Source organism: Nocardia sp. NPDC046473, assembly GCF_040645995.1.
Taxonomy (GTDB): Bacteria; Actinomycetota; Actinomycetes; order Mycobacteriales; family Mycobacteriaceae; genus Nocardia.
Window position 1 is genome coordinate 1 of record NZ_JBEYZJ010000009.1, and the last position, 20,283, is coordinate 20,283.

General features: G+C 67.3%; 23 protein-coding genes. 15 read left to right on the forward strand and 8 right to left on the reverse strand.

Annotated features, from left to right (window positions below; translation table 11 throughout):
• Window positions 1–239: 239 nt before the first annotated feature.
• From ABZ942_RS30410 to ABZ942_RS30420, 3 genes are read left to right on the forward strand one after another with little or no spacing between them, the layout of a single operon-like run.
• Window positions 240–944: a DUF899 family protein gene (locus tag ABZ942_RS30410; RefSeq protein ID WP_357387971.1), complete on the forward strand. Its 705-nt coding sequence runs from the start codon at window positions 240–242 to the stop codon at window positions 942–944.
• Window positions 945–1,003: 59 nt separating this feature from the next.
• The gene (locus ABZ942_RS30415; protein ID WP_357388982.1) at window positions 1,004–1,309 is read left to right on the forward strand and encodes an alpha/beta hydrolase; all 306 of its coding nucleotides are present in this window, start codon (window positions 1,004–1,006) and stop codon (window positions 1,307–1,309) included.
• On the forward strand, window positions 1,246–1,623 hold the full coding sequence (locus tag ABZ942_RS30420; RefSeq protein WP_357387973.1) for a hypothetical protein: 378 nt from the start codon (window positions 1,246–1,248) through the stop codon (window positions 1,621–1,623). The genes ABZ942_RS30415 and ABZ942_RS30420 overlap by 64 nt, the downstream gene beginning before the upstream one ends.
• A 16-nt stretch (window positions 1,624–1,639) precedes the next feature.
• Here ABZ942_RS30420 and ABZ942_RS30425 read toward each other — a convergent pair whose 3' ends face one another.
• The 3 genes from ABZ942_RS30425 to ABZ942_RS30435 all read right to left on the reverse strand — a co-directional run bounded on the left by ABZ942_RS30425 (window position 1,640) and on the right by ABZ942_RS30435 (window position 4,244).
• The gene (locus ABZ942_RS30425) at window positions 1,640–2,938 is read right to left on the reverse strand and encodes a DUF2786 domain-containing protein (protein WP_357387975.1); all 1,299 of its coding nucleotides are present in this window, start codon (window positions 2,936–2,938) and stop codon (window positions 1,640–1,642) included.
• Window positions 2,939–3,091: 153 nt separating this feature from the next.
• Window positions 3,092–3,295: a hypothetical protein gene (locus tag ABZ942_RS30430; RefSeq protein ID WP_357387977.1), complete on the reverse strand. Its 204-nt coding sequence runs from the start codon at window positions 3,293–3,295 to the stop codon at window positions 3,092–3,094.
• A 70-nt stretch (window positions 3,296–3,365) separates the two neighbouring features.
• On the reverse strand, window positions 3,366–4,244 hold the full coding sequence (locus ABZ942_RS30435; protein ID WP_357387979.1) for a helix-turn-helix domain-containing protein: 879 nt from the start codon (window positions 4,242–4,244) through the stop codon (window positions 3,366–3,368).
• A 124-nt stretch (window positions 4,245–4,368) separates the two neighbouring features.
• Here ABZ942_RS30435 and ABZ942_RS30440 point away from each other — a divergent pair, with 124 nt between their 5' ends.
• Window positions 4,369–5,160, forward strand: a complete 792-nt coding sequence (locus ABZ942_RS30440) for an SDR family oxidoreductase (protein ID WP_357387981.1) — start codon at window positions 4,369–4,371, stop codon at window positions 5,158–5,160.
• A 1-nt stretch (window position 5,161) separates the two neighbouring features.
• Window positions 5,162–6,229, forward strand: coding sequence for a diacylglycerol kinase (locus tag ABZ942_RS30445; RefSeq protein WP_357387983.1), 1,068 nt, complete (start codon window positions 5,162–5,164; stop codon window positions 6,227–6,229).
• 2 nt (window positions 6,230–6,231) lie between these two features.
• On the opposite strand, the gene ABZ942_RS30450 is transcribed toward ABZ942_RS30445, so the two are convergent.
• Both ABZ942_RS30450 and ABZ942_RS30455 read right to left on the reverse strand, forming a co-directional pair.
• Entirely contained in the window at window positions 6,232–7,464 is a 1,233-nt protein-coding gene (locus tag ABZ942_RS30450; protein ID WP_357387985.1) for an alpha-hydroxy acid oxidase, read from the reverse strand.
• Window positions 7,461–8,237 (reverse strand): SDR family oxidoreductase, encoded by a 777-nt coding sequence (locus tag ABZ942_RS30455; protein WP_357387987.1) that lies wholly within the window; start codon window positions 8,235–8,237, stop codon window positions 7,461–7,463. Before ABZ942_RS30455 ends, ABZ942_RS30450 begins: the two co-directional genes overlap by 4 nt.
• A 213-nt stretch (window positions 8,238–8,450) precedes the next feature.
• Between ABZ942_RS30455 and ABZ942_RS30460 the strand changes: the two genes are divergently transcribed.
• The 6 genes from ABZ942_RS30460 to ABZ942_RS30485 are packed head-to-tail and all read left to right on the forward strand — an operon-like array spanning window position 8,451 to window position 14,637.
• Window positions 8,451–9,788, forward strand: a complete 1,338-nt coding sequence (locus ABZ942_RS30460) for an enolase C-terminal domain-like protein (protein ID WP_357387989.1) — start codon at window positions 8,451–8,453, stop codon at window positions 9,786–9,788.
• Window positions 9,785–10,882 carry a sugar ABC transporter substrate-binding protein gene (locus tag ABZ942_RS30465; RefSeq protein WP_357387991.1) on the forward strand — a complete coding sequence of 366 codons (1,098 nt, stop codon included), beginning with the start codon at window positions 9,785–9,787 and terminating at the stop codon, window positions 10,880–10,882. The genes ABZ942_RS30460 and ABZ942_RS30465 overlap by 4 nt, the downstream gene beginning before the upstream one ends.
• Window positions 10,879–12,375, forward strand: coding sequence for a sugar ABC transporter ATP-binding protein (locus tag ABZ942_RS30470; RefSeq protein ID WP_357387993.1), 1,497 nt, complete (start codon window positions 10,879–10,881; stop codon window positions 12,373–12,375). Before ABZ942_RS30465 ends, ABZ942_RS30470 begins: the two co-directional genes overlap by 4 nt.
• A complete protein-coding gene (locus ABZ942_RS30475) occupies window positions 12,372–13,400 on the forward strand; it encodes an ABC transporter permease (protein WP_357387995.1) in 1,029 nt (342 codons plus the stop codon). The genes ABZ942_RS30470 and ABZ942_RS30475 overlap by 4 nt, the downstream gene beginning before the upstream one ends.
• A gap of 2 nt (window positions 13,401–13,402) precedes the next feature.
• A complete protein-coding gene (locus ABZ942_RS30480; RefSeq protein WP_357387997.1) occupies window positions 13,403–13,726 on the forward strand; it encodes an L-rhamnose mutarotase in 324 nt (107 codons plus the stop codon).
• Window positions 13,723–14,637, forward strand: coding sequence for an aldo/keto reductase (locus ABZ942_RS30485; RefSeq protein WP_357387999.1), 915 nt, complete (start codon window positions 13,723–13,725; stop codon window positions 14,635–14,637). Before ABZ942_RS30480 ends, ABZ942_RS30485 begins: the two co-directional genes overlap by 4 nt.
• Window positions 14,638–14,669: 32 nt before the next feature.
• Here ABZ942_RS30485 and ABZ942_RS30490 read toward each other — a convergent pair whose 3' ends face one another.
• Window positions 14,670–15,338, reverse strand: coding sequence for an FCD domain-containing protein (locus ABZ942_RS30490; RefSeq protein ID WP_357388001.1), 669 nt, complete (start codon window positions 15,336–15,338; stop codon window positions 14,670–14,672).
• Between the two features lie 40 nt (window positions 15,339–15,378).
• Between ABZ942_RS30490 and ABZ942_RS30495 the strand changes: the two genes are divergently transcribed.
• Both ABZ942_RS30495 and ABZ942_RS30500 read left to right on the forward strand, forming a co-directional pair.
• Window positions 15,379–16,260: an amidohydrolase family protein gene (locus ABZ942_RS30495; protein ID WP_357388003.1), complete on the forward strand. Its 882-nt coding sequence runs from the start codon at window positions 15,379–15,381 to the stop codon at window positions 16,258–16,260.
• Window positions 16,257–17,144, forward strand: coding sequence for a fumarylacetoacetate hydrolase family protein (locus ABZ942_RS30500; protein ID WP_357388005.1), 888 nt, complete (start codon window positions 16,257–16,259; stop codon window positions 17,142–17,144). Before ABZ942_RS30495 ends, ABZ942_RS30500 begins: the two co-directional genes overlap by 4 nt.
• 1 nt (window position 17,145) lies before the next feature.
• On the opposite strand, the gene ABZ942_RS30505 is transcribed toward ABZ942_RS30500, so the two are convergent.
• Both ABZ942_RS30505 and ABZ942_RS30510 read right to left on the reverse strand, forming a co-directional pair.
• On the reverse strand, window positions 17,146–18,195 hold the full coding sequence (locus tag ABZ942_RS30505) for an aminotransferase class V-fold PLP-dependent enzyme (protein WP_357388007.1): 1,050 nt from the start codon (window positions 18,193–18,195) through the stop codon (window positions 17,146–17,148).
• Window positions 18,196–18,377: 182 nt separating this feature from the next.
• Window positions 18,378–18,860 (reverse strand): nuclear transport factor 2 family protein, encoded by a 483-nt coding sequence (locus tag ABZ942_RS30510; RefSeq protein WP_357388009.1) that lies wholly within the window; start codon window positions 18,858–18,860, stop codon window positions 18,378–18,380.
• A gap of 163 nt (window positions 18,861–19,023) precedes the next feature.
• On the opposite strand from ABZ942_RS30510, the gene ABZ942_RS30515 reads away from it, so the two are divergent.
• Window positions 19,024–19,281, forward strand: a complete 258-nt coding sequence (locus ABZ942_RS30515; protein WP_357388011.1) for a three-helix bundle dimerization domain-containing protein — start codon at window positions 19,024–19,026, stop codon at window positions 19,279–19,281.
• Between the two features lie 145 nt (window positions 19,282–19,426).
• Complete coding sequence (locus tag ABZ942_RS30520; protein ID WP_357388013.1) at window positions 19,427–20,269, forward strand: IclR family transcriptional regulator; 843 nt, start codon at window positions 19,427–19,429, stop codon at window positions 20,267–20,269.
• The last annotated feature ends 14 nt before the right edge of the window (window positions 20,270–20,283 follow it).

Here is a 20,283-nt window from a genome sequence, read left to right on the forward strand (position 1 = left end):
TGGTACTGCACTCGACAGGGTGTGGGAGAGTAGGACACCGCCGGAACATCATTCACGAAAGCCCCCCAGCTCACGCTGGGGGGCTTTCGTCGTTTCCGAACCAATCCCGGTGTGCCGCAGCGGTCGTCAAGGCTGTCGGCTGAGAAAGTTTCGACCGGATCGACCTGAGCGCGATGATTTCTGTTGCCCGGTCCCGTCAACACAGTCAGAGCGGATCCATCCGAGCCTCTGGAGGAACCATGACCGAGCAGACCACCACGAGCGCCTTGCCCCCTGTCGTCGACCTGCCGACCTGGCAGGCCGCGCTCGACGACCTACGTATCCGGGAGAAGGCCGCCACCCGTGAACTCGACGCCATCGCCGCGCAACGCCGCAGGCTGCCTATGGTCGAGCTCCCCGACTACACGTTGACCGGCCCGGACGGTCCCGTACGCCTGGTCGATGCATTCGACGGACACTCCCAACTCATCGTCTACCACCACATGTGGTCCGACGGTGCCGAGTGGCAGTGCGGCGGCTGCACCGGGTTCACCTCGCAGTACGTCCGGCTGGGCTTCCTCGACAACTATGACGCCCGCTTCGTCATCGTGACGAATGGGCCCATCGACGAAGCCCTGGCCTACAAGACCAAAGTCGGCAACAAAATGGACTGGTACTCGTCGTCGGAAAGCTCGTTCGGCGCCGACGTAGGCGCGGCGCCCGGTGAGGGCTTCGCGGTGAACGTATTCCTCCGCGACGGCGACAAGGTCTACCGCACCTGGCACACCAACGGCCGCGGCACCGAACAGCTCAGCTACACCTTCGCGTTGATCGATCTGCTGCCGTGGGGCCGCCAGGAGGAATGGCAGGATTCACCCGCCGGATGGCCGAAGTCGCCCACCTACTCCAACTGGCTCGACTCTCCCGATGTCGCCAGACTGTACGGTCCGAACGGGACGCCGTAGCGAGGCCCGCGTCGACTCCGTTGCTGCTGATCCCCAGCGGGTTCCTGTCCACCGACTCGATGCAGTCGTGGGTATCAGCCTTCGCGGGCCGGCGCGCCGTGATCGTCTTCGACCAGCAGGGACACGGACGCACCCCGGATACTTCGCGTCCGATGCCGTACGAGCAGTTCGCCGATGATGCCGCGGCGGTGCTGCGCGCATTGCAGGTCGAGCGCGCGGATGTCATGGGCTACTCGCAAGGCGGTGGGGTCGCGGTGCAGCTCGCGCTTCGCACCCGGCGCTCATCGACAAGCTGGTCTCGTTGTCCGCCACCTACCGCAAAGACGGTTGGTACCCAGCGGTTTTCGAGGCTATCGCGGGCCTGAACGCCACCGCGTTCGAGAGCATCGACGACCATCACATCAGCGACGAGCAGATGCGTTCGATTGCCGCGAAGACGATGGTCATCGTGGGCGATGCGGATGCGGTGCGGCCGGAGCACGCGCCGGCGATGTTCACGCTGCGCGGCGGCGATGAGCAGGCGACAGCATCGGGGATGCTGCGGCAGGGACCGCCTGCGCGCCTGGTGGTGCCGGCCGCGACGTCGCACGTCGGCATCGCGGGCGAGTCGGCGGTGTTGGCGCCGATGGTGACTGCTTTTCTCGATGAAGTGCCGCCGGCGACACCGGATCTCTGTTAGCGGCAGCCGGTTTCGGCTACTTGCGAAGCGGGCGTCGCGCGCCGAGTTCGGCGTTGTCGGCGGCGGCGCGGCCGTCGTCCCAGCCGTTGGCGTTGGGGATGGAGACGCCGCGGTTGCGCACTTGCGGGAACAGGGTGTCGAAGGCTTTGTCCACCTTCAGTTGATGGGAGGCCAGGACCGGTAGAAGTCGTTGCGCGTCTGCCGATTTAGCGATGGTGGTTTCGTTCGCCGTCACCAACCGCTCGCCGATGCGCGTCGCGTAGGCGATGAGGAAGGACTTGCGGTAGGAACGACTTCGCGAGTCCGCGCTGCGCTCGGCCTGGTTGCCGCTGGCGATCATCGCCCTGGTGGCCTGGACGAGCAGCGAGGTCGTCAACAGCTCGACGACCTCGAGGTCGCCGTCGTCGCCGACGATGGTCATGAACCCCCACGCCGAGGAGAAGATCGCCCGGCAACGGTTGGCTTTGGTGACCACATCGACGAGCAGCGCCTTGGCATCGACATACGGTGTGTCCAGCCAGATCCTGGATGCGCCAGGCAGATCGGGCACCGAGGTGTCCGCGTCGACCAGTACCCGGTCCACCGCGTATTTGGTCATCAGCTCTTGCGCCTTCGCCGAAAGTGTCTCGGCCTCTTCGGGAAACGAGGTCGACTCGGCTTTGGCGAGCAGCCCTCGGACGCGGCTCAGAATCTTCTCATCGACATGGTGGTGCGCTGCGGTACTCGGCTGCGCGGTACCGGGGAGCGGGCGAATGAGTTCCAGTCGCGGCAGCCGGATCAGCAGCGCCAGTGCCTGAACCACGGTGGTGAGCGCCTCGACCGGCGTCAGCAGTAGCTTCGCCGCCCATTGACCGAGGTGCGGCGCCGAGGGGGACCACCAGGCAACGGCGTCGAGGTCATCGAGTTGTGCGCGCCAGGTCTCGTCGACCGATGCGGCGGCGAACGGTTGCATGTATGCGGCGATCACGTCGGTTAGCAGCGCGATCGCGTACTCGTCGAGGTTGCGCCGCGCGGCCTGGTGGATATCCTCGGGCAGCCAGCCGTTCTGGAGGACCCGGGTGATGATGTGCTGCCCCGCGAGGTGCACACCGTGCTCGAGCTGCGGCGTCAGCGGATCGCGGCCGGCCAGGGCGGTTGCGCAACGTTCGGCAGCAGCCGAAGCGCCTTGCGCGGTCTCCATGGCGGCAGCCATCACTGCATTGGCGATCTGCTCCGCGTCCGCGGGCGGTTGCTGCGCGTACCAGAAGGCTGAGCCACCGGACGATCCGCTTTCCGGGCGGCGCCCCGAACGTCCCCGGCGGTTCTGTTTGGCCACGATCGCCTCCTTCTGTGCACGTTCTCAACGCCTCGCAACGATAGGGCAACCCACCGACAACGAAGTCGGGTGGGTACGAACGTTCTACCCGAGTGCGCACCGGAAATGAGAGAGCCCCCAAGCTGGGGGCTCTCTTCGGTGTTTCAGCGAGGCTCAGGCGCTGTCGTCGTCGCTTGCCTCCTCATCGGCTTCCTCGTCGTCGGTCTCCTCGGTATCGGTCTCGGCGGCGGCTTCGTCGTCGCTGGCTTCGTCGTCGGCCTCGTAGCCTGTTTCATCTACTGGCGGATCGGCAGGTGCCGGATCTACCGGCGCGGGGTCAGCGGGTTCGGGGTCTACGGGAGCTACGGGGTCGGTCATGGATCAAGCGTCCTCCCGCCCAGTGCCGATCCACATCACAGTCCCATAGCGGTGCCGCGTGTTCGTCCGATCAGCGGTGTGTCGTGAGCGAAAGTGTCGCGGTGAGTTGACGGCCGGCTTCCAGCGTTGCCGAAATGTATTCCTCCCGTTCAGGTTTGGCTGCCTCCGCGCGCAGCGGTCCGAGCTGGACCTCGTACGCGGCGGTGCCCGTCGCATCGAAGACCGGGGCGGCGAGGTAGCTCAACGGCAGCGCCTCGTCGGAGTCCAATTCGGCTCTGGTGAAGGGGCGCGACGTGAGGGCGGCGAGCTGACGAAGCGCACGGGTGCGCAAATGTGGTTGCAGCAGTTCGGATCCCACGGCACCGAGCAGATCGGCGAGCAGGTCGACCATGCCCGCGTCATCGGCCCGTGGCCGGAACACGGCGACCCCGCGGTCTCGAACGAGGGCGAGTAACGAGCTCGCCGTGCGCCGGTCCGCTCCGGCGGCGGTCGATGTCCACGCGTTCTGCTCGCTGGCCGAACGCCACGGCATCACGCTCGCTCCGGCCGGGAACTGCAGCGGAATGCGATGTCCGACAGGGATTCCCGGAACGACGCGGTCGGTCCCGTGCCGGACGTCGAGAACGGTGAGGCGATCGGGCTCGATGCGACTGAACGTCGCGCCGGATCCGGTCCGTGCGGCGAGTGTCGCGAGGATCGCGCCGACACCGTGGGGGAGTGCGGCTCCGTTCAGTCCGGCCAGAGCGGGGCCGATCACATAACCGCGCTGTGCGTCACGACCGACCCAACCGGCTGCGTCGAGCTCTGCGAGGATCGCGGTCGCGGTAGCGCGGGCGATATCGAGGCGCTCGGCGATCCCCGCGACACTCACCGGTTCCGTCGACGTCGCCAGCAGCGAAACGATGTCCACGACGCGGCGCGTCGGCGGCGACGCTGATCGGTCCGGCATGGCGTAACCCCTTGTCTCCGTTCGGGCGAGCGACCTACGATGTGTCGAATATTAGTGCATTGACTGTCGAATACTCGACACCACCGGTTGCGCGGCCCTCGCGTACGGCATGGATGGAGCGCGAATGATTCTGGATCGGTTCCGCATCGACGGACGGGTCGCCATCGTGACGGGCGCGGGCCGCGGCCTGGGCGCGGCGATCGCGGTGGCTTTCGCGGAGGCGGGCGCGGACGTCGTCATCGCATCCCGCACCAAGAGCCAATTGGACGAGGTGGCCGAGCGGGTGACCGCGCTGGGACGCCAGGCGCACGTGGTGCCCGCGGACCTGAGCGATATCGAGGCCACCGCGGCGCTCGCCGAGGCGGCGGTACAGCGCTTCGGCCGCTTGGACATCGTGGTCAACAACGTCGGCGGCGCCATGCCGTGCCCGCTGCTGGACACTACACCGCAGGCGCTGGTGGACGCGTTCAACTTCAACGTCACCAACGCGCACGCCCTCGTCCGCGCCGCGGTGCCCCGCATCCTCGAAACCGCAGGTGGCGGTTCGATTCTCAACATCACCTCGACCATGGGCCGGTTGCCCGGCCGCGCGTTCGCGGCCTACGGCACCGCCAAGGCAGCCCTGGCGCACTACACGAAACTGGCCGCGCTGGACCTCAACCCGCGCATCCGGGTGAATGCCATTGCCCCCGGTTCGATTTTGAGCTCCGCCTTGGAGATCGTCGCGAGCAACGACGCGATGCGCACCCAATTGGAGACCAAGACACCGCTACACCGCATCGGTGACCCCGAGGACATCGCCGCGGCTGCCCTCTACCTCGTTTCCCCCGCGGGCAAATACCTCACCGGTAAGGTCCTAGAACCTGACGGCGGCTTGATCGCTCCCAACCTCGACATCCCGATCCAGGATCTGTGACATGACTTATCGCGTAGTGCAGTGGGGCACCGGCAATGTCGGCAGGCACGCCCTCGTCGGCGTCATCGCCAACCCCGACTTGGAACTGTCCGGCGTATGGGTATCGGGCCCGAAGAAGGACGGGATGGACGCGGGAACCATTGCCGGACTCGATCATCCGGTCGGCATCGCCGCGACGACGGACACCGACGCGATCCTCGCCGCGCGGCCCGACTGCGTCGTCTACTGTTCGATGACCGACAACCGCCTGATGGAAGCCATCGGCGACCTGCAGCGGATCCTCAGTGCCGGAATCAATGTCGTCGCCTGCGCCCCGGTGTTCTTCCAGTACCCCTACGGCGTGCTGCCCGATGAACTGCTGAAGCCGGTGCAAGAGGCTGCGGCGCAGGGGAATTCGTCGCTGTGGGTCAACGGCATCGATCCGGGTTTCGCCAACGACCTGCTCCCGCTGGCGCTGGCTGGTACCTGCCTGCGCATCGACGAGCTCCGCTGCATCGAGATCGTCGACTACGCCAGCTACGACAACCGCGAAGTCATGTTCGACATCATGGGATTCGGCAAGCCCCTCGACGACATCCCGATGCTGCTGCAACCCGGCGTGCTGTCGCTCGCCTGGGGCGGCACGGTCCGCCAACTCGCCGCGGGCATCGGCGTCACCCTCGACGCGGTCACCGAGACCTACCAGCGCATCCCGGCCACCCACGCCTTCGGCATCGCCACCGGTCATATCGCCGAAGGCACCGCCGCCGCATTGCGTTTCGAGGTCCGCGGCATGGTCGGCGACACCCCGGTCACCGTCTTGGAACACGTCACCCGCCTGCACCCCGACCTGTGTCCCGACTGGCCCCAACCCGCCCATCACGAGGGCTCCTATCGTGTCGAGATCACCGGCGAACCCAGCTATGCCATGGACCTGGTGACCTCGAGCCGCAACGGCGACCACAATCACGCCACCCTGCTGGCCACCGCCATGCGCATCGTGAACGCCGTCCCTGCCGTAGTCCAAGCGCCTCCGGGCCTCCTGACCGCCCTGGATCTGCCCTTGATCACCAATCCTGCCCAGCGGTAACCCTATTCGCGCGCTCGATATCGCTCGAGCAAGCGGACGTGTGTCGGTTCGAGTTCCTCGACCGAGCTGACGCCGAGTAGCCGCATGGTTCGGATGATCTGGGTGCGGAGGATGTCGATCGTGCGGTCGACGCCTGCCTCGCCGCCGGCCATCAATCCATACAGGTAAGCCCGGCCGACGAGGGTGAACCTGGCGCCGAGGGCGAGGGCGGCGACGATGTCGGCACCGTGCATGATGCCGGTGTCGAGGTGGATCTCCAGGTCGTCGCCCACTTCGCGTACCACGGCGGGCAGCAGGTGCAGTGGGATGGGCGCGCGATCGAGTTGGCGCCCACCGTGATTCGAGAGAACAATGCCGTCGACGCCGAGCCCGGCGAGTCGTTTCGCATCGTCGACGGTCTGCACGCCCTTGACCAGAATCTGACCCGGCCAGTTTTCCCGGATCCAGGCGAGGTCGTCGAAGCCGACGGTCGGGTCGAACATGGCGTCGAGTAGTTCGGCCACCGTCCCGGACCAACGATCGAGCGACGCGAACGCCAGCGGCTCAGTCGTGAGGAAATCCCACCACCACCAAGGTTTACGCAAGGCATCCAACGCGCCCGTCAGCGTGATGGACGGCGGCACTGTCATCCCGTTGCGCACGTCGCGCAGCCGAGCTCCTGCCACCGGCACATCGACCGTGACGACGAGGGTGTCGAATCCCGCCTGAGCGGCACGCTCGACCAGCCCCATCGAACGGTCACGGTCGGCCCACATATAGAGCTGAAACCAATTGCGGGCGTTGGGTCCGGTGCCGGCCGCCACGTCCTCGATCGCCGTGGTGCCCATGGTGGACAACGTGAACGGAATTCCCGCGCGTTCGGCCGCCCGCGCACCCGCCAGCTCGCCCGCCGTGTGCATCATCCTGGTGAACCCGGTCGGCGCGATACCGAACGGCAGCGCAGCGGTCTTACCGAGCACCTGCACCGCGGTGTCGGTGGTGGCCACATCGCGCAGGATCGCGGGCCGGAACTCGATGTCGGAGAACGCTTCCCGCGCTCGATCGAGACTGATCTCGGCATCGGCGGCACCGTCGGTGTAGTCGAACGCGACCTTCGGCGTGCGCTTGCGGGCCATCTCCCGCAACTCCCAGATCGTCTGGGCGCGAGCGAGTTTGCGCTCCCGGCCACCGAACGGGCGCTCGAACTTGACCAGCGGCGCGAGCTCTCGCGGCCGCGGCAGCCTGCGCCCGCTCACCGGGCGGCCCCGGCCACCTGCGCCGCCGCCCGCAGGCGCAGCGAGTGCATGCCGCCGTCGACCTCCAGCATCGTCGCGGTGATGGATGCCGCCGCCGGACCGGCCAGATACGCGACCGCAGCCGCGACTTCCGCCGGCGTGACCAGCCGCCCATGCGGCTGGCGCGCCCGCAACGCGGCCATTTCGGCGTCGGGATCCGCACTGGCGGCCAGCAGTCGCTGCACCCAGGGGGTGTCGACGGTGCCAGGATTGACGCAGTTCACCCGAATACCCTCCGCGAGGTGGTCGGCGGCCATGGCGCGAGTGAGTGACAGTATCGCGCCCTTACTGGCACTGTAGGCGGCGCGATCCGGCAGCCCGGTGGTGGCCGCGATCGAGCAGATATTCACGATCGCGGCGGCGGGTGAGCGTCGCAGATGGGGGAGCGCGGCACGGGAAACCCGCACCGTGCCGAAGACATTGACCTCGAACACCCGCCGCCATTCGTCGTCGGAGTTGTCCGCGATGGTCCCCTGTGCCCCGATGCCCGCATTGTTGACGAGAACATCGATCCGCCCGAACGCGTCGGCCACGCCCGCGATCGCGTGCCGGACCGATTCGTCATCGGCGACATCGCAGCGCAACGCAACCTCCGACGCGTCACCAGGATTCAGATCGAGCACCGCCACCCGCGCGCCTGCCGCGGCAAACGTCTCGGTAACCGCCTTCCCGATGCCGGACGCGCCGCCGGTGACCACCGCCACCAGCCCGTCGAACGTGCCCTGTGCCGTCATGCCGACCACCTTCTCCCCTCGGGTTCCGGTGCACGAGTTCGTTTCCGGACAGGTCCGATGTTTGACTCTGGCGAACATAACACCGATTGTCGGCGCTCGCGCCAGATTGCCACTGCGCAAGCAGGATTGACGGATTTCAAATCTCCCATTGCGTAGACAGACATCCGATGTATAGTCGTGACCCAGATCACTATCTGGAACGAGGATCACCCTATGGCGCACCTCACGGCGCTGGACACAGCAGACGTCCGGTTCCCGACGTCGCGCGAGCTGGACGGCTCGGACGCGATGAACCCCGACCCCGACTATTCGGCGGCCTACGTGATCCTTCGGACCGACGACCCGGCCGGGCCGGACGGCCACGGCTTCGCGTTCACCATCGGCCGCGGCAACGATGTGCAACGCGTCGCCATCGAGTCGCTCGCGCATTTGGTCGTCGGCCGCTCGGTGGCCGAAATCGTCGGGAACCTCGGAGGATTCGCCCGCGACCTCGCCGCCGATTCCCAATTGCGTTGGCTCGGACCGGAGAAGGGCGTCATGCAGATGGCGGTGGGCGCGGTGCTCAATGCCGCCTGGGATCTCGCCGCGAAGCTCGCCGGAAAACCGGTGTGGCAGTTGGTTTCCGAGATGTCGCCGGAACAGATCGTCGACCTGATCGACTTCCGCTACCTCACCGATGCCATGACACCCGATGAGGCACTGGCGATCCTGCGTCGCGCCGAACCGGGCAGACGCGAGCGCACGGCCCGCCTGCTCGACATCGGATATCCGGCGTACACGACCTCGCCGGGCTGGCTCGGCTACTCCGACGACAAGCTGGCCCGGCTGGCCCGCCAGGCGGTGGCCGACGGATTCGGCACCATCAAAATCAAGGTCGGCCGTGATGTGGAAGAGGACGTGCGCCGGGTCAAGGTCGCCAGAGAGGCGATCGGACCCGATATCGGGCTGGCCGTCGACGCGAACCAGCGCTGGGATGTCGATGCCGCCGTGGACTGGATTTCCCGGCTGGCGCAGGCGAATCCGGCCTGGGTCGAGGAGCCGACCAGCCCGGACGACATCCTCGGCCACGCCGAGATCCGCCGCCGCGTCGCGCCGGTGCGTATCTCGACCGGCGAGCACGGCCAGAACCGGATCCTGTTCAAACAGCTGCTGCAGGCCGGTGCGGTCGACCTCGTGCAGATCGACGCGGCCAGGGTCGCCGGTGTCAACGAGAATCTGGCAATCCTGTTGCTGGCGGCCAAGTTCGGCGTCCCGGTGGTGCCGCATGCGGGCGGCGTCGGCCTGTGCGAACTGGTCCAGCATCTGGCGATGATCGACTACGTCGCGATCACCGGAACCATGCAGGACCGCGCGATCGAATTCGTCGACCATCTGCACGAGCATTTCCGGCATCCGGTGCGCGTGGTCCACGGCCGCTACCTTGCCCCGCGCGAGCCCGGTTTCAGCGCGGAGATGCTGCCCGGCTCGCTCCGCGACTACGCCTATCCGACCGGAGCCGCGTGGCGCGCGGATCCGCAGGCCCGCTCGACCCAACAGCAGGAGAACTCATGAAAACCGCCAGCATCATCGGCGTAGCCCTCGGCGCCACACTGGTCATCGCCTCGGGCGCCGCCTGTTCCCGGGAGTCCACCGGCGCCGGCGGCAGCGCCCCGGCCGTCACCGTCGGCGCCGGCGCGGACAACGGTGTCCTCGTCGGCGCCGACCAGCCCCGCTCGGACTCCGACTTCTGGAGCGCCTACGCGGGCTATCTAGGCCCGAAAGCCGCTGCCGCGGGCGTGAAGCTGGAGAACACCTCCTCCGACAACGACGCCAACCGGCTCAAGTCGAACGTCGACACCCTGCTGTCCAAGAACGTCAAGGCGATCATCATGGCGCCGCAGGACACCGCCGCGGTGAAGCCCGCGCTCACCGCGGCGGCGGCGAAGAACGTGCCGGTGGTCAGCGTCGACACCCGTCCTGACAGCGGCGGCGTGTACATGGTGGTGCGCGCGGACAACCGCGCCTACGGCACCAAGTCGTGCCGCTATCTCGGCGAAACCCTCAAGGGCGCAGGCAAAGTCGTCGAGTTCCAGGGTGACCTGAGTTCGATCAACGGCCGCGATCGGTCGGAGGCGTTCGCGGACTGCATGAAAACGCGGTACCCCGGCATCAAGGTGATCGAGATCCCGACCGACTGGAAGGGCGATCGCGCCGTCTCCGGCCTGCAGGACAAGCTGCTGACCGACCCCGACATCAACGGCATCTACATGCAGGCGGGTGGCGTGTTCCTGCAGTCGACGATGGCCCTGCTGCGGCGCAGCAACAAACTGGTGAAAGCCGGTGAGCCGGGCCACATCACGATCGTCTCGAACGACGGCATCAAGGCCGAACTGGACGCCATCGAAGCGGGCGAGATCGACGCGACCATCTCCCAGCCCGCCGACCTGTACGCGCAGTACGCGGCGTTCTACGCCAAGGCCGCCGCCGATGGCCGCAAGTTCACCCCTGGCCCCACCGATCACGGCTCGACGATCATCGACACCGGCGTCGGCGGCACGCTCGAAGACCAGCTGCCCGCCCCGATCGTCACCCGAACGGGCGGCAAGGTCGGCGAACTCGACACCTTGAACACCACCGCGCCCGGGCTGTGGGGTCACGGCGGATGACCGGCGAACCGATCGCCGAGGCGATCGACGTGTCGAAACGCTTCGGCCGCAACGTGATTGCGCTCGACCGGGTCGGCCTGCGGGTGGAGGTGGGGCGGACCCACGCCCTGGTCGGGCGTAACGGCGCGGGGAAGTCGACCTTGGTGTCGATCCTGACCGGACTCGCAACTCCCGATGAGGGGGAGGTGCGGTTCAACGGTCTCCCGGCGCCGTCGCCCGCGGACCGGGATGCATGGCGATCCCGGGTCGCGTGTGTGTATCAGAAGTCGACGATCATTCCGGACCTGTCGGTAGCGGAGAACCTGTTCGTCAACAGCCAGGGCTTCGGCAGCCGAATCATCAACTGGCGCAAGGTGCGCGGGCGCGCCCGCGCACTGCTCGACACCTGGTCGGTGCCGGTCGACGTCGACACCGTGGCCCGCGATCTGTCCGTGGAACATCGTCAGCTGGTCGAGATCGCCCGCTCGCTCTCGCACGGCGCGCGTTTCATCATCCTGGACGAGCCGACCGCGCAACTCGACGGACCGGCGATCAAGCGGCTGTTCAGCCGGATCCGGGACCTGCAGACGCAGGGCGTCACCTTCCTGTTCATCTCCCATCACCTCGACGAGACCTACGAAATCTGCCAGGACATCACCGTTTTCCGTGATGCCAGGCACGTGCTGACCGCACCGGTCGCCGAGCTCGGCAAGAAGGAACTGATCGCCGCGATGACCGGTGACTCGGTCGAACTCGAGACGCCGGTCGCACGGCGCGATCCTGACCACGCTGCGGCACCGACGCTGCGGGTCGAAGGGCTCTCGCGGGCAGCGGAATTCGAGGAGGTCGGGTTCGAGGTGCAGCTGGGGGAGATCGTCGGCCTCGCGGGCGGCGGCAGCAGCGGCCGGATCGAGGTCGCCGAGACCATCGTCGGATTACACAAGGCCGCAACGGGTTCCATCCTTGTATCCGGTAATCGGCTACGCCACGGTGGGGTCCGGGCCGCGCTCGACGCGGGCATCGGATTCGTGCCGCGCGACCGGCACGAGGAGGGCCTGATTCCGGAGATGAGCGTCGCCGACAACGCCACCCTGACGGTGCCGCGCCGACTGGGGCGATTCGGGCTCCTGTCCCGCCGCACCCGGAACACCGTGGCGGGCAAGGCAATCGAGGATCTCGGGATCAAGACCGAAGGACCCGACCAGAGCGTCGCCGAACTGTCCGGCGGCAATCAGCAGAAGGTGGTGTTCGCCCGCGCGCTGGCCACCCAGCCTGCGGTGCTGGTGCTGATCACGCCGACGGCGGGCGTCGACGTCCGGTCGAAGCAGACGCTGCGCGGCGTGGTGCGCGACGCCGCGGACCGGGGCACCGCCGTGCTGGTGGTGTCGGACGAACTCGACGATCTGCGCGACTGCGATCGTGTCCTGGTGATGGTGCAGGGCCGGATCGCCGCGGAATTCGAGCAGGGCTGGGGCGACAAGGAACTGGTCGCCGCGATGGAAGGACTGTCATGACCCCGATCGCTACCGGGCGCGAACCCGCCGCCCGCGCGTCCGCCGGGACGCGGCGGCCGCCGGCGCTGCGCTGGGGCGCGCTGCGCGACTTCCTGCTGGTGCCGCCGATCCTGCTGGTGCTGGTGGTCGGCTACTTCATCAACACCAACTTCGTCTCGTCCACCAACCTCACCAACGTGCTGACCTCGATGAGCGGCATCGCGCTCATCGTGCTGGCCGAGGTGCTGGTGCTGGTGGTGGGCCGGATGGACCTGTCGCTCGAGTCGACCTTCGGGCTCGCTCCCGGTGTCGCCATCTGGGCGACCATGGGCACCGCGAAGGTGGGCGCCTACACCTGGACCTCGCCGTGGATGGCCATCCCGATCGCGCTGCTCGTCGGGCTCGCCGTCGGCGCGCTGAACGGGGTGCTGATCGTGCGGTTCGGGTTGAACGGCTTCATCGTCACCCTGGCGATGCTCATCGCGCTGCGCGGGCTGCTCACCTTCCTCACCGAGGGCTTCACGCTCACCAAGATCCCGCCGTCGGTCGAATGGCTCGGCAACACCCGGATACTGGGAGTGCCGGTCGACGTGGCGGTCTGCTTGGCGCTGTTCCTCATCGGCTACCTCGTGCTCACCTATACGACAGCCGGGCGCGCGCTGTATGCCGTCGGCGGCAACGAGGCCGCCGCGCGGGCCGCGGGCATCCGCACCGACAACGTTGTCATCGCCGTGCTGATCGTCGCGGGCGGGCTGGCCGCGATCGGCGGACTCATCTACTCGGGCCAATTCGCCAGCGTGCAGGTGAGTCAAGGCGATGGGATGATCTTCCAGGTGTTCGCCGCCTGTGTGATCGGCGGAGTCGCGCTCAACGGCGGGCGCGGCTCGGTACTCGGCGCGTTCTTCGGCGTGCTGATCCTCACGCTGATCCAGAAGCTGCTGTCCTACGGCGGGGTGAGCGCCGACTCGCTGAAGTTCATCAACGGCGCGCTGATCCTGGTCGCCCTGGTGATCACCCGCATCGCCAGCGGACGACGGCAGGAGTGAGCGTGCGAATCGCGTTGCACACCAAGCTGAAACCGGGCGCCGAGGCGGAGTACGAGGCGGCGCACCGGGCGGTGCCTGCCGAACTCGTCGCGGCCATCAAAGATGCCGGAGCCACGTCCTGGACCATTTGGCGCAGCGGCACCGATCTGTTTCATGTGATCGACTGTGCCGCTTACGATCTGCTGCTGAGCCGGTTGGCTGAGCTGCCCGTCAATGTCGCGTGGCAGGTGCGGATCAACGAGTATCTCGAAGCGGCGCACGACTATTCGGCCGTCGGGGCCGACGCGGCGCTGCCGGTCGTGTGGGAGTTGGGGCGGTGCGGGTGAATGACGTAGCCGACATCGTCCTCGGCGGCGCGGGTTACGCGGGCCTGTTTCGCGCGATCGACGAGGCGGACGCTCAGGCGGGTATTGGAGCGGCCTGGGATGCGGGTATTCGCGCCTTCGATACCGCGCCGCACTATGGCGCGGGCCTGAGCGAGGAGCGTCTCGGCCGATTCCTGCGGTCCCGCTCGGAGTACACGATATCGACGAAGGTGGGTCGGTTGCTCTACGACGACCCGTTGGCATCCGACGGTGTCGACGACTTCTATGGAGCACCGAAACGTTCACGGCGACGCGACTATTCGGCGGCGGGCGTACGACGGTCGCTGGAGGATTCACTCGAGCGGCTCGGCCTGGACCGAGTCGACCAGCTACTGATCCACGATCCGGACAACTATCAGGATCAGACCCTTGTCGAGGCCGTGCCAGAGCTGAGCCGAATGCGCGATGCCGGCACGGTTTCCGGCATCGGAGTCGGCGTGAACGATGTGGAGGTAGCACTGCGCTTCGTGCGGGAAACAACCATCGATCACGTGATGATCGCAGGCAGATACACCTTGCTCGACCGGCGAGCGGAAGCCGAGCTGCTTCCCGAATGCGCGCGCCGAGGCATTCGAATACTCGTCGCCGGTGTCCTGAACAGCGGAATCCTGGCTGACCCGTTGCGCAGGGCCACCTTCGACTACCAACCCGCCCAACGCACCATCATCGAACGTGCACAGACGATGGAGCGAATCTGCGCGAAATACGATGTCCCCCTGCGTGCCGCCGCACTACAGTTCCCGCGCCGAAACCCCGCTGTCGCCGCCACCGTTATCGGCGCGGGCACCAAGACCGAAGTCGAAGACACCCTCGCAATGCTGAACATCACCGTCCCAGACGACCTCTGGCACGAGTTGGCCCGGTACGCATGACCACCAACACAGACGCACGCGCCGCGATCGAGTCAGCCTGCCGCGCGGCGCAGCCACTCCATCACGCCCGCCACGTGGGCGAGGGCGCGGGCCTGCGCCAATTCCGGGTCGCGGGCGGCGATCGCGTCACAGATGCCGCGATGCTCGGCGACCGTGCGCTCGAACGCCCGCTCCTCGGTCATGCCCCGCCAGATCCGGGCCCGCGTCGTCGGCAGCGACAGCGAATCCAACAGGGAGGCAAGCACTTTGTTGCCCGAGGCGGCGGCGATGGCCGCGTGGAACTCGAGATCCAGCGCGACCAGTTCGGTCACCGAGGTGGTCTCCGGCACGACGAGGGTGCGCAGGTGTGCGACCCCCTCCTCGGTCATCGACTGCGCGGCCAGGGCGGTGGCGGCGGGCTCGAGGATGCGCCGGATGCCGAGCACGTCCAATACCGAGTTGTCCTGGTGGAATTCGAGCAGAAAGCTCATCGCGTCGAGCAGCGACTTCGGCTCCAGGCTCGCCACATAGGTGCCGTCGCCCTGCCGCACGTCCAGGATCCGGACCAGCGACAGCGCCCGGACCGCTTCGCGCAACGAGTTGCGCGAGACGCCGAGCTGGGCGGCGAGGTCCGCTTCGCGGGGCAGGCGGGCGCCGGGCTCCAGATCGCCCGAGATGATCATCGCCTTGATCTTCGCAATCGCGTCGTCGGTAACCGACACCTGTTTCCTTCGCCCTCGAGGATGTGAAGCTATGCCTCCGATGACTGTAGACTCTCATGTCCATATTTGGCGGGTGGACGGCGGAACATTCGGCGTCGAGTACGACTGGCTCACCGAAACATCGGATGTTTTGTACCGAAATTACACCCTGGCGGATGTGCAGCCGGAGTTGACCGAGCACGGTGTCGGCGCGGTCGTACTGGTCCAGGCCTCCGATTCGTTCGCCGAGAATCGCGCATTGCTGGCCGCCGCGACGGCCTCGCCGCACCCGACCGCCGTGGTCGGCTGGCTGCCGCTGCATCGGCCCGAGATCGTCGCCGCCGAATTGCCCGGGCTGCGTGCGCATCCCGAGTTCGTCGGCGTCCGGCACATGATCCACCGCGACCCGGACCCGAAATGGCTACTGCGCCCCGAGGTTTCGGACGGTCTCGCGCTGCTGGCCGAGGCGGGCCTGGTCTTCGACGCGGTGGCCGAGCGACCGGATCTGCTCGCCCAGGTCCCGCTGATCGCCCGCGACCACCCCGACCTGACCATCGTCCTGGACCACCTGGGCAAGCCGCCGATCGCCACCGGCGACTGGCAACCGTGGGCCGACCTGCTCGCCGAGGCCGCCACCCAACCGAACGTGGTCGCCAAAATCTCGGGCCTGGCCACGGTATCCGGCACCGAGATCACCGCTCGACGCTGGCAGCCCTACGTCGACCACGCGGTGGCCAGCTTCGGTCCGGAGCGCCTGATGGTGGGCGGTGACTGGCCTTTCACGCTCACCGCCGCGTCGTATCGGACCGTCTGGCAGACCACCCTGGCGACGCTGGCCCACCTGACGCCCGCCGACCGCGTGCAGATACTGACCGAAGTCGCGTGGCGCACTTACCAACTGCCCCTCGCGCCGACCTGGATGACCGAAGGAGAACCCGAATGAAGTTGCAGCGCATCGGCGAAACAGGTGCCGAGCGGCCGATCGTTGTCGACGGCGAATACGCCTACGATCTGAGCTCGCTCACCGCCGATATCGACGGCGACTTCCTTGCCGCGGACGGTATCGAAGCCGTCGCCGCAGCGCTGGCCGCGGACAGTCTGCCCCGCGTCGATATCGCGGGCGAGCGCGTCGGCGCCCCGATCGCTCGGCCGCAAGCGGTGTGGTGCGTCGGCATGAATTACGCCGCGCACGCCGCGGAATCGGGTTCGGCGCCCCCGCAGACCCCCGTCGTTTTCTTCAAGACCCCGAACACCGTGGTCGGCCCCTACGACGATGTGCTCATCCCGCGCAACTCCGAAAAGACCGACTGGGAAGTAGAACTCGCGGTGGTGATCGGCCGCCGCGCACGCTACCTCGACTCGGCCGACGAGGCGATGAATCATATTGCGGGATACACCATCTCGAACGACGTCTCCGAACGCGCCTTCCAGCTCGAACAATCGGGCGGGCAGTGGTCGAAAGGCAAGTGCTGCGAGACCTTCAACCCGCTCGGCCCCGCCCTCGTCCCGCGCGACCAGCTCGACCCGGGCAACCTGCGCTTGCGTTCCTTCGTCAACGGCGAAGCCCGCCAAGACTCCAGCACCGCCGACCTGATCTTCGACGTCGGCTACCTCGTCTGGCATCTGTCCCAGTACGCGGTCCTCGAACCCGGCGACATCATCAACACCGGAACCCCGGCGGGCGTGGCCCTTTCGGGTCGTTTCCCGTACCTGCGCGACGATGACGTGGTGGAGGTCGAGATCGAGGGGATCGGCCGGGCCAGGCAGCGCTGCCGCGATGCCGCCGGGGCGCGCGAATCATCGCCACCGGCCTCGGTCGAGGCGTGAGCTATTCGGCGGCAAGCACTTCCAGCGCCCGTTCCACGTCTTCGACAGCGTTGTACAGATGGAAGGAGAAGCGCAGTCCGCCGTTTCGGGCGGAGGTGATGACATCGGCCTGCTCCAGGCGCGTTGCCGCGTCACCCGCGCCGGGCACCGTGACGATCGGCGAACCGTTCGGCACCACGTTGCGGCCGAGGTCGGCGAGTCCGACGCGGAACCGGTCGGCCAGCTCGAGGTTGTGCGCGTTGATCTTCTCGACCGTCAACTCCTCGATCAGCGAGATCCCCGCGCTCGCGGCGATCACGCCGAGCCAGTCGGGGGTGGAGTCGAATCGGCGGGCGGTGGACGGCAGCTTGACCGGGTTGTACAGCTCGGCCCACGGGTCCGCGGCCGCGTACCAGCCCGGCGAAAGCGGCCGCACCGCCTCCAGCGCCTCCGGTCCCGCGGCGAAGAACGAGACGCTGCGTGCGCCGATCAGCCACTTGAACGTCGAGCACACCCAGTAGTCGGCGTGGGCGAAGGTCAGCGGCAGCCAGCTCGCCGCCTGCGTGGCATCCACCAGCAGCCGTGCACCGTGCGCCCGGGTGGCCGCCCGCAGCGCCGGCAGGTCGGTGACCCGCCCGTCCGCCGACTGCACCACGCTCACCGCGACCAGTGCGGTCTCCGGCCGCACCTCCTCGATCAGCCGCTCCAGTGGCACCACGCGCACCACCAGATCGCCGCGGTGGATGAAAGGCATGGTGACCGAGGAGAACTCACCCTCGGCCACCAAGACCTCGGCGCCTGGCGGCAGCGCGACGGCGACCGGGCCGATCAACTGCGAGGCGGCGCTGCCGAGCGCGATGTCGTCCGCGGTGGCTCCCGTCAGCAGCCGCGCGAACGATTCCCGCAGTCGGGGGATCAGATAATCGTTCGTCATCGGACCGCCGCGGCCCACCGCCCATTGCGCGTTGATGTCGCGAACAGCGGTGAGCGCACGGGCGGACGGCAGCCCGTACGAGGCGGTATTGAGATAGGTGACTTCGGACGAGAACTCGGCGGGCGCAAGGGAAGACATAGTAGGAGCATCCGCCGCCGCCGGGAACCAGTCCAGCGCCAGCACCCCGAAAGTGGACCGTTATGTCGGCAGTTGCGCCCGGATCTGGTCACGCAGCGCCGCTGCGGTCGCGGCGAGCCGCTCGTTCACCGGCGTCCAGTGTGGTCTGCGTGTGATCGACGGTGAACGGCGTGATGTAAAGCCTATTTCGGAGTCGGCGTTGCCCACATGTTTGTCAGCAGTTGATGGCTCGGAGTATCGGAGAGCGACTGCATCGATTCGTAGATCCGTTGATAGGTGGTCGAGGTGATGCGCCAGCTGCCGTCGGGGTCGAGGCGGTAGGTGTCGGAGTAATATCCGGCACCGCGGATCAGCACGCCGTACTCGGTGGCGATGACCGTGTCCTCGAAACCCCATGAGCCGGTAGCGGTCTCGCCGTCGACAACGATCTCTGGATGGCTCGCGATATGCACCGTGACCACCGTCGGGCCGAGGTTCTCCCGCATGAACGCGGTGATGGCCGCGCGGCCGTCCAAGGTCAGCGGTTCGCCGAGTGCGTGCGTGCCGTAGCGGCCTGCGGCGTCCTCGGCGAGCGTGTCGGCGAATTCGTCCCACCGTTTGAGATCCAGGGTCCGAAAGTATCGGTACTTGAGCTGACGGACGGCTTCGATGGCGGCGAGATCCATCTGCTCAGCCTGGCACGTCACCGCGCGCCATACAATAACCTGTTCTATTTTCGGAGCCGGTACGTGTCCCGCGCCGACCGATGGGTACTCGACACACGACGCATGCCGAAGCCAGTGCACGCGCTCACCGCACCGAATGTCTCGTCACGATCGGGAGTCTGTTGTGAAGAGCCCTGTTACCGCGCCCAACCCGCACGATCCGTCCCTCGACCAAGCGGTCGCGCTGCACGCCGCGGCGACCCGTCTGGAGGAGGAGTTCGACGGCCTCATCGACGACGACGCCATCGAACAGTTCCTCCGCTCGGCCTACGACCACGTCGCCGACCACGCGACCATCGACAACTTCCTCCCGCTGCTCGCCGAGCGCTACACCCGAGAGTGGTTGTACGCCTTGGTCGGCCAGCGCGACCGCACGGCATAGCTGTCAAGGTTCGCTCCCGGCTACCGAGAAGATCCGTAGCGGTCTCCGTAGTTTCCGGGATTCCACTTCGTGCTCGCCGAGGCACTGTGATGGGTGACACAAACGTGATCTAAGCTCTAGGCGAGCACCACAGTGGAGGTGAGCTATGACGGTCGAGGCGGTAACCTCTCCCGAATCCGGCGAGTTGTACACGGGATCGGGACCGGTGTCCGCTCGGCCGCCGCAGCCACCGGTGTCCATGATCGAACGAATGACGTTGATACTGGACGCTTTCGACGGCGCGACACCGACGCTCACCCTGCTCGGATTGTCCGAACGCACCGGCCTGCCGCGCTCGACGGTGCACCGCATCCTCGACCAGATGATCCGACTACGCTGGCTCGCGCACGCACCGGGCGGCTATCGACTAGGCATGCGCACGCTGGAACTCGGCGGACTTGCCGCCGACCACAACGAGATTCGCGATGTGGTCAGCCCGCTGCTGCATGATCTCTGTCAACGCACCGGCATGGTCGGACATCTCGGCGTGCTCGACGGCCGCGAGGTGCTCTACCTCGACAAGGCGGGCGGCCGGTTCGCCGCCACGGTGCCGACCCGGCTCGGCGGCCGCATGCCCGCGCACAGTACGGCGCTCGGCAAGGCGCTGCTCGCCTCGCTCGAACCGAGCATCGTGGAAACCTCGTTCCGTGATCACCTGCCGCAGCTGACGGCCCGAACCATTTGCGACAGAGCGGAATTGCACCGCGAGCTCGCCAGAATCCGGCAGCGGCAGGGCGTCGCGGTGGACAACGAGGAGTCGGTGGCAGGCATCGCCTGCGTGGGGGTTCCTCTTCGCGGTCGCGGCGCTGCGGTGGCCGCACTGTCGTTGTCCGGCCAAATCGGTAGCGAGCGAGCGGCTTTGGACACCGCGCGGCTGGCCCGCGTGCTGGTCGAGGTCGCGCACGAGGCCGGTCGATCGCTCTTCCCGCGCCACGCCCGCTGGCGCTGAGCCGCGGCGGCTAC

What these genes read in the sequence shown, in the direction of transcription:
- ABZ942_RS30475 (WP_357387995.1), top strand. Translation starts at nt 12,372, where the DNA reads ATGACCCCGATCGCTACCGGGCGCGAACCCGCCGCCCGCGCGTCCGCC.
- ABZ942_RS30510 (WP_357388009.1), bottom strand. Translation starts at nt 18,860, where the DNA reads ATGGATCTCGCCGCCATCGAAGCCGTCCGTCAGCTCAAGTACCGATAC.
- ABZ942_RS30500 (WP_357388005.1), top strand. Translation starts at nt 16,257, where the DNA reads ATGAAGTTGCAGCGCATCGGCGAAACAGGTGCCGAGCGGCCGATCGTT.
- ABZ942_RS30495 (WP_357388003.1), top strand. Translation starts at nt 15,379, where the DNA reads ATGACTGTAGACTCTCATGTCCATATTTGGCGGGTGGACGGCGGAACA.
- ABZ942_RS30455 (WP_357387987.1), bottom strand. Translation starts at nt 8,237, where the DNA reads ATGACGGCACAGGGCACGTTCGACGGGCTGGTGGCGGTGGTCACCGGC.
- ABZ942_RS30465 (WP_357387991.1), top strand. Translation starts at nt 9,785, where the DNA reads ATGAAAACCGCCAGCATCATCGGCGTAGCCCTCGGCGCCACACTGGTC.
- ABZ942_RS30505 (WP_357388007.1), bottom strand. Translation starts at nt 18,195, where the DNA reads ATGTCTTCCCTTGCGCCCGCCGAGTTCTCGTCCGAAGTCACCTATCTC.
- ABZ942_RS30460 (WP_357387989.1), top strand. Translation starts at nt 8,451, where the DNA reads ATGGCGCACCTCACGGCGCTGGACACAGCAGACGTCCGGTTCCCGACG.
- ABZ942_RS30435 (WP_357387979.1), bottom strand. Translation starts at nt 4,244, where the DNA reads ATGCCGGACCGATCAGCGTCGCCGCCGACGCGCCGCGTCGTGGACATC.
- ABZ942_RS30470 (WP_357387993.1), top strand. Translation starts at nt 10,879, where the DNA reads ATGACCGGCGAACCGATCGCCGAGGCGATCGACGTGTCGAAACGCTTC.
- ABZ942_RS30430 (WP_357387977.1), bottom strand. Translation starts at nt 3,295, where the DNA reads ATGACCGACCCCGTAGCTCCCGTAGACCCCGAACCCGCTGACCCCGCG.
- ABZ942_RS30520 (WP_357388013.1), top strand. Translation starts at nt 19,427, where the DNA reads ATGACGGTCGAGGCGGTAACCTCTCCCGAATCCGGCGAGTTGTACACG.
- ABZ942_RS30445 (WP_357387983.1), top strand. Translation starts at nt 5,162, where the DNA reads ATGACTTATCGCGTAGTGCAGTGGGGCACCGGCAATGTCGGCAGGCAC.
- ABZ942_RS30440 (WP_357387981.1), top strand. Translation starts at nt 4,369, where the DNA reads ATGATTCTGGATCGGTTCCGCATCGACGGACGGGTCGCCATCGTGACG.
- ABZ942_RS30410 (WP_357387971.1), top strand. Translation starts at nt 240, where the DNA reads ATGACCGAGCAGACCACCACGAGCGCCTTGCCCCCTGTCGTCGACCTG.
- ABZ942_RS30415 (WP_357388982.1), top strand. Translation starts at nt 1,004, where the DNA reads ATGCAGTCGTGGGTATCAGCCTTCGCGGGCCGGCGCGCCGTGATCGTC.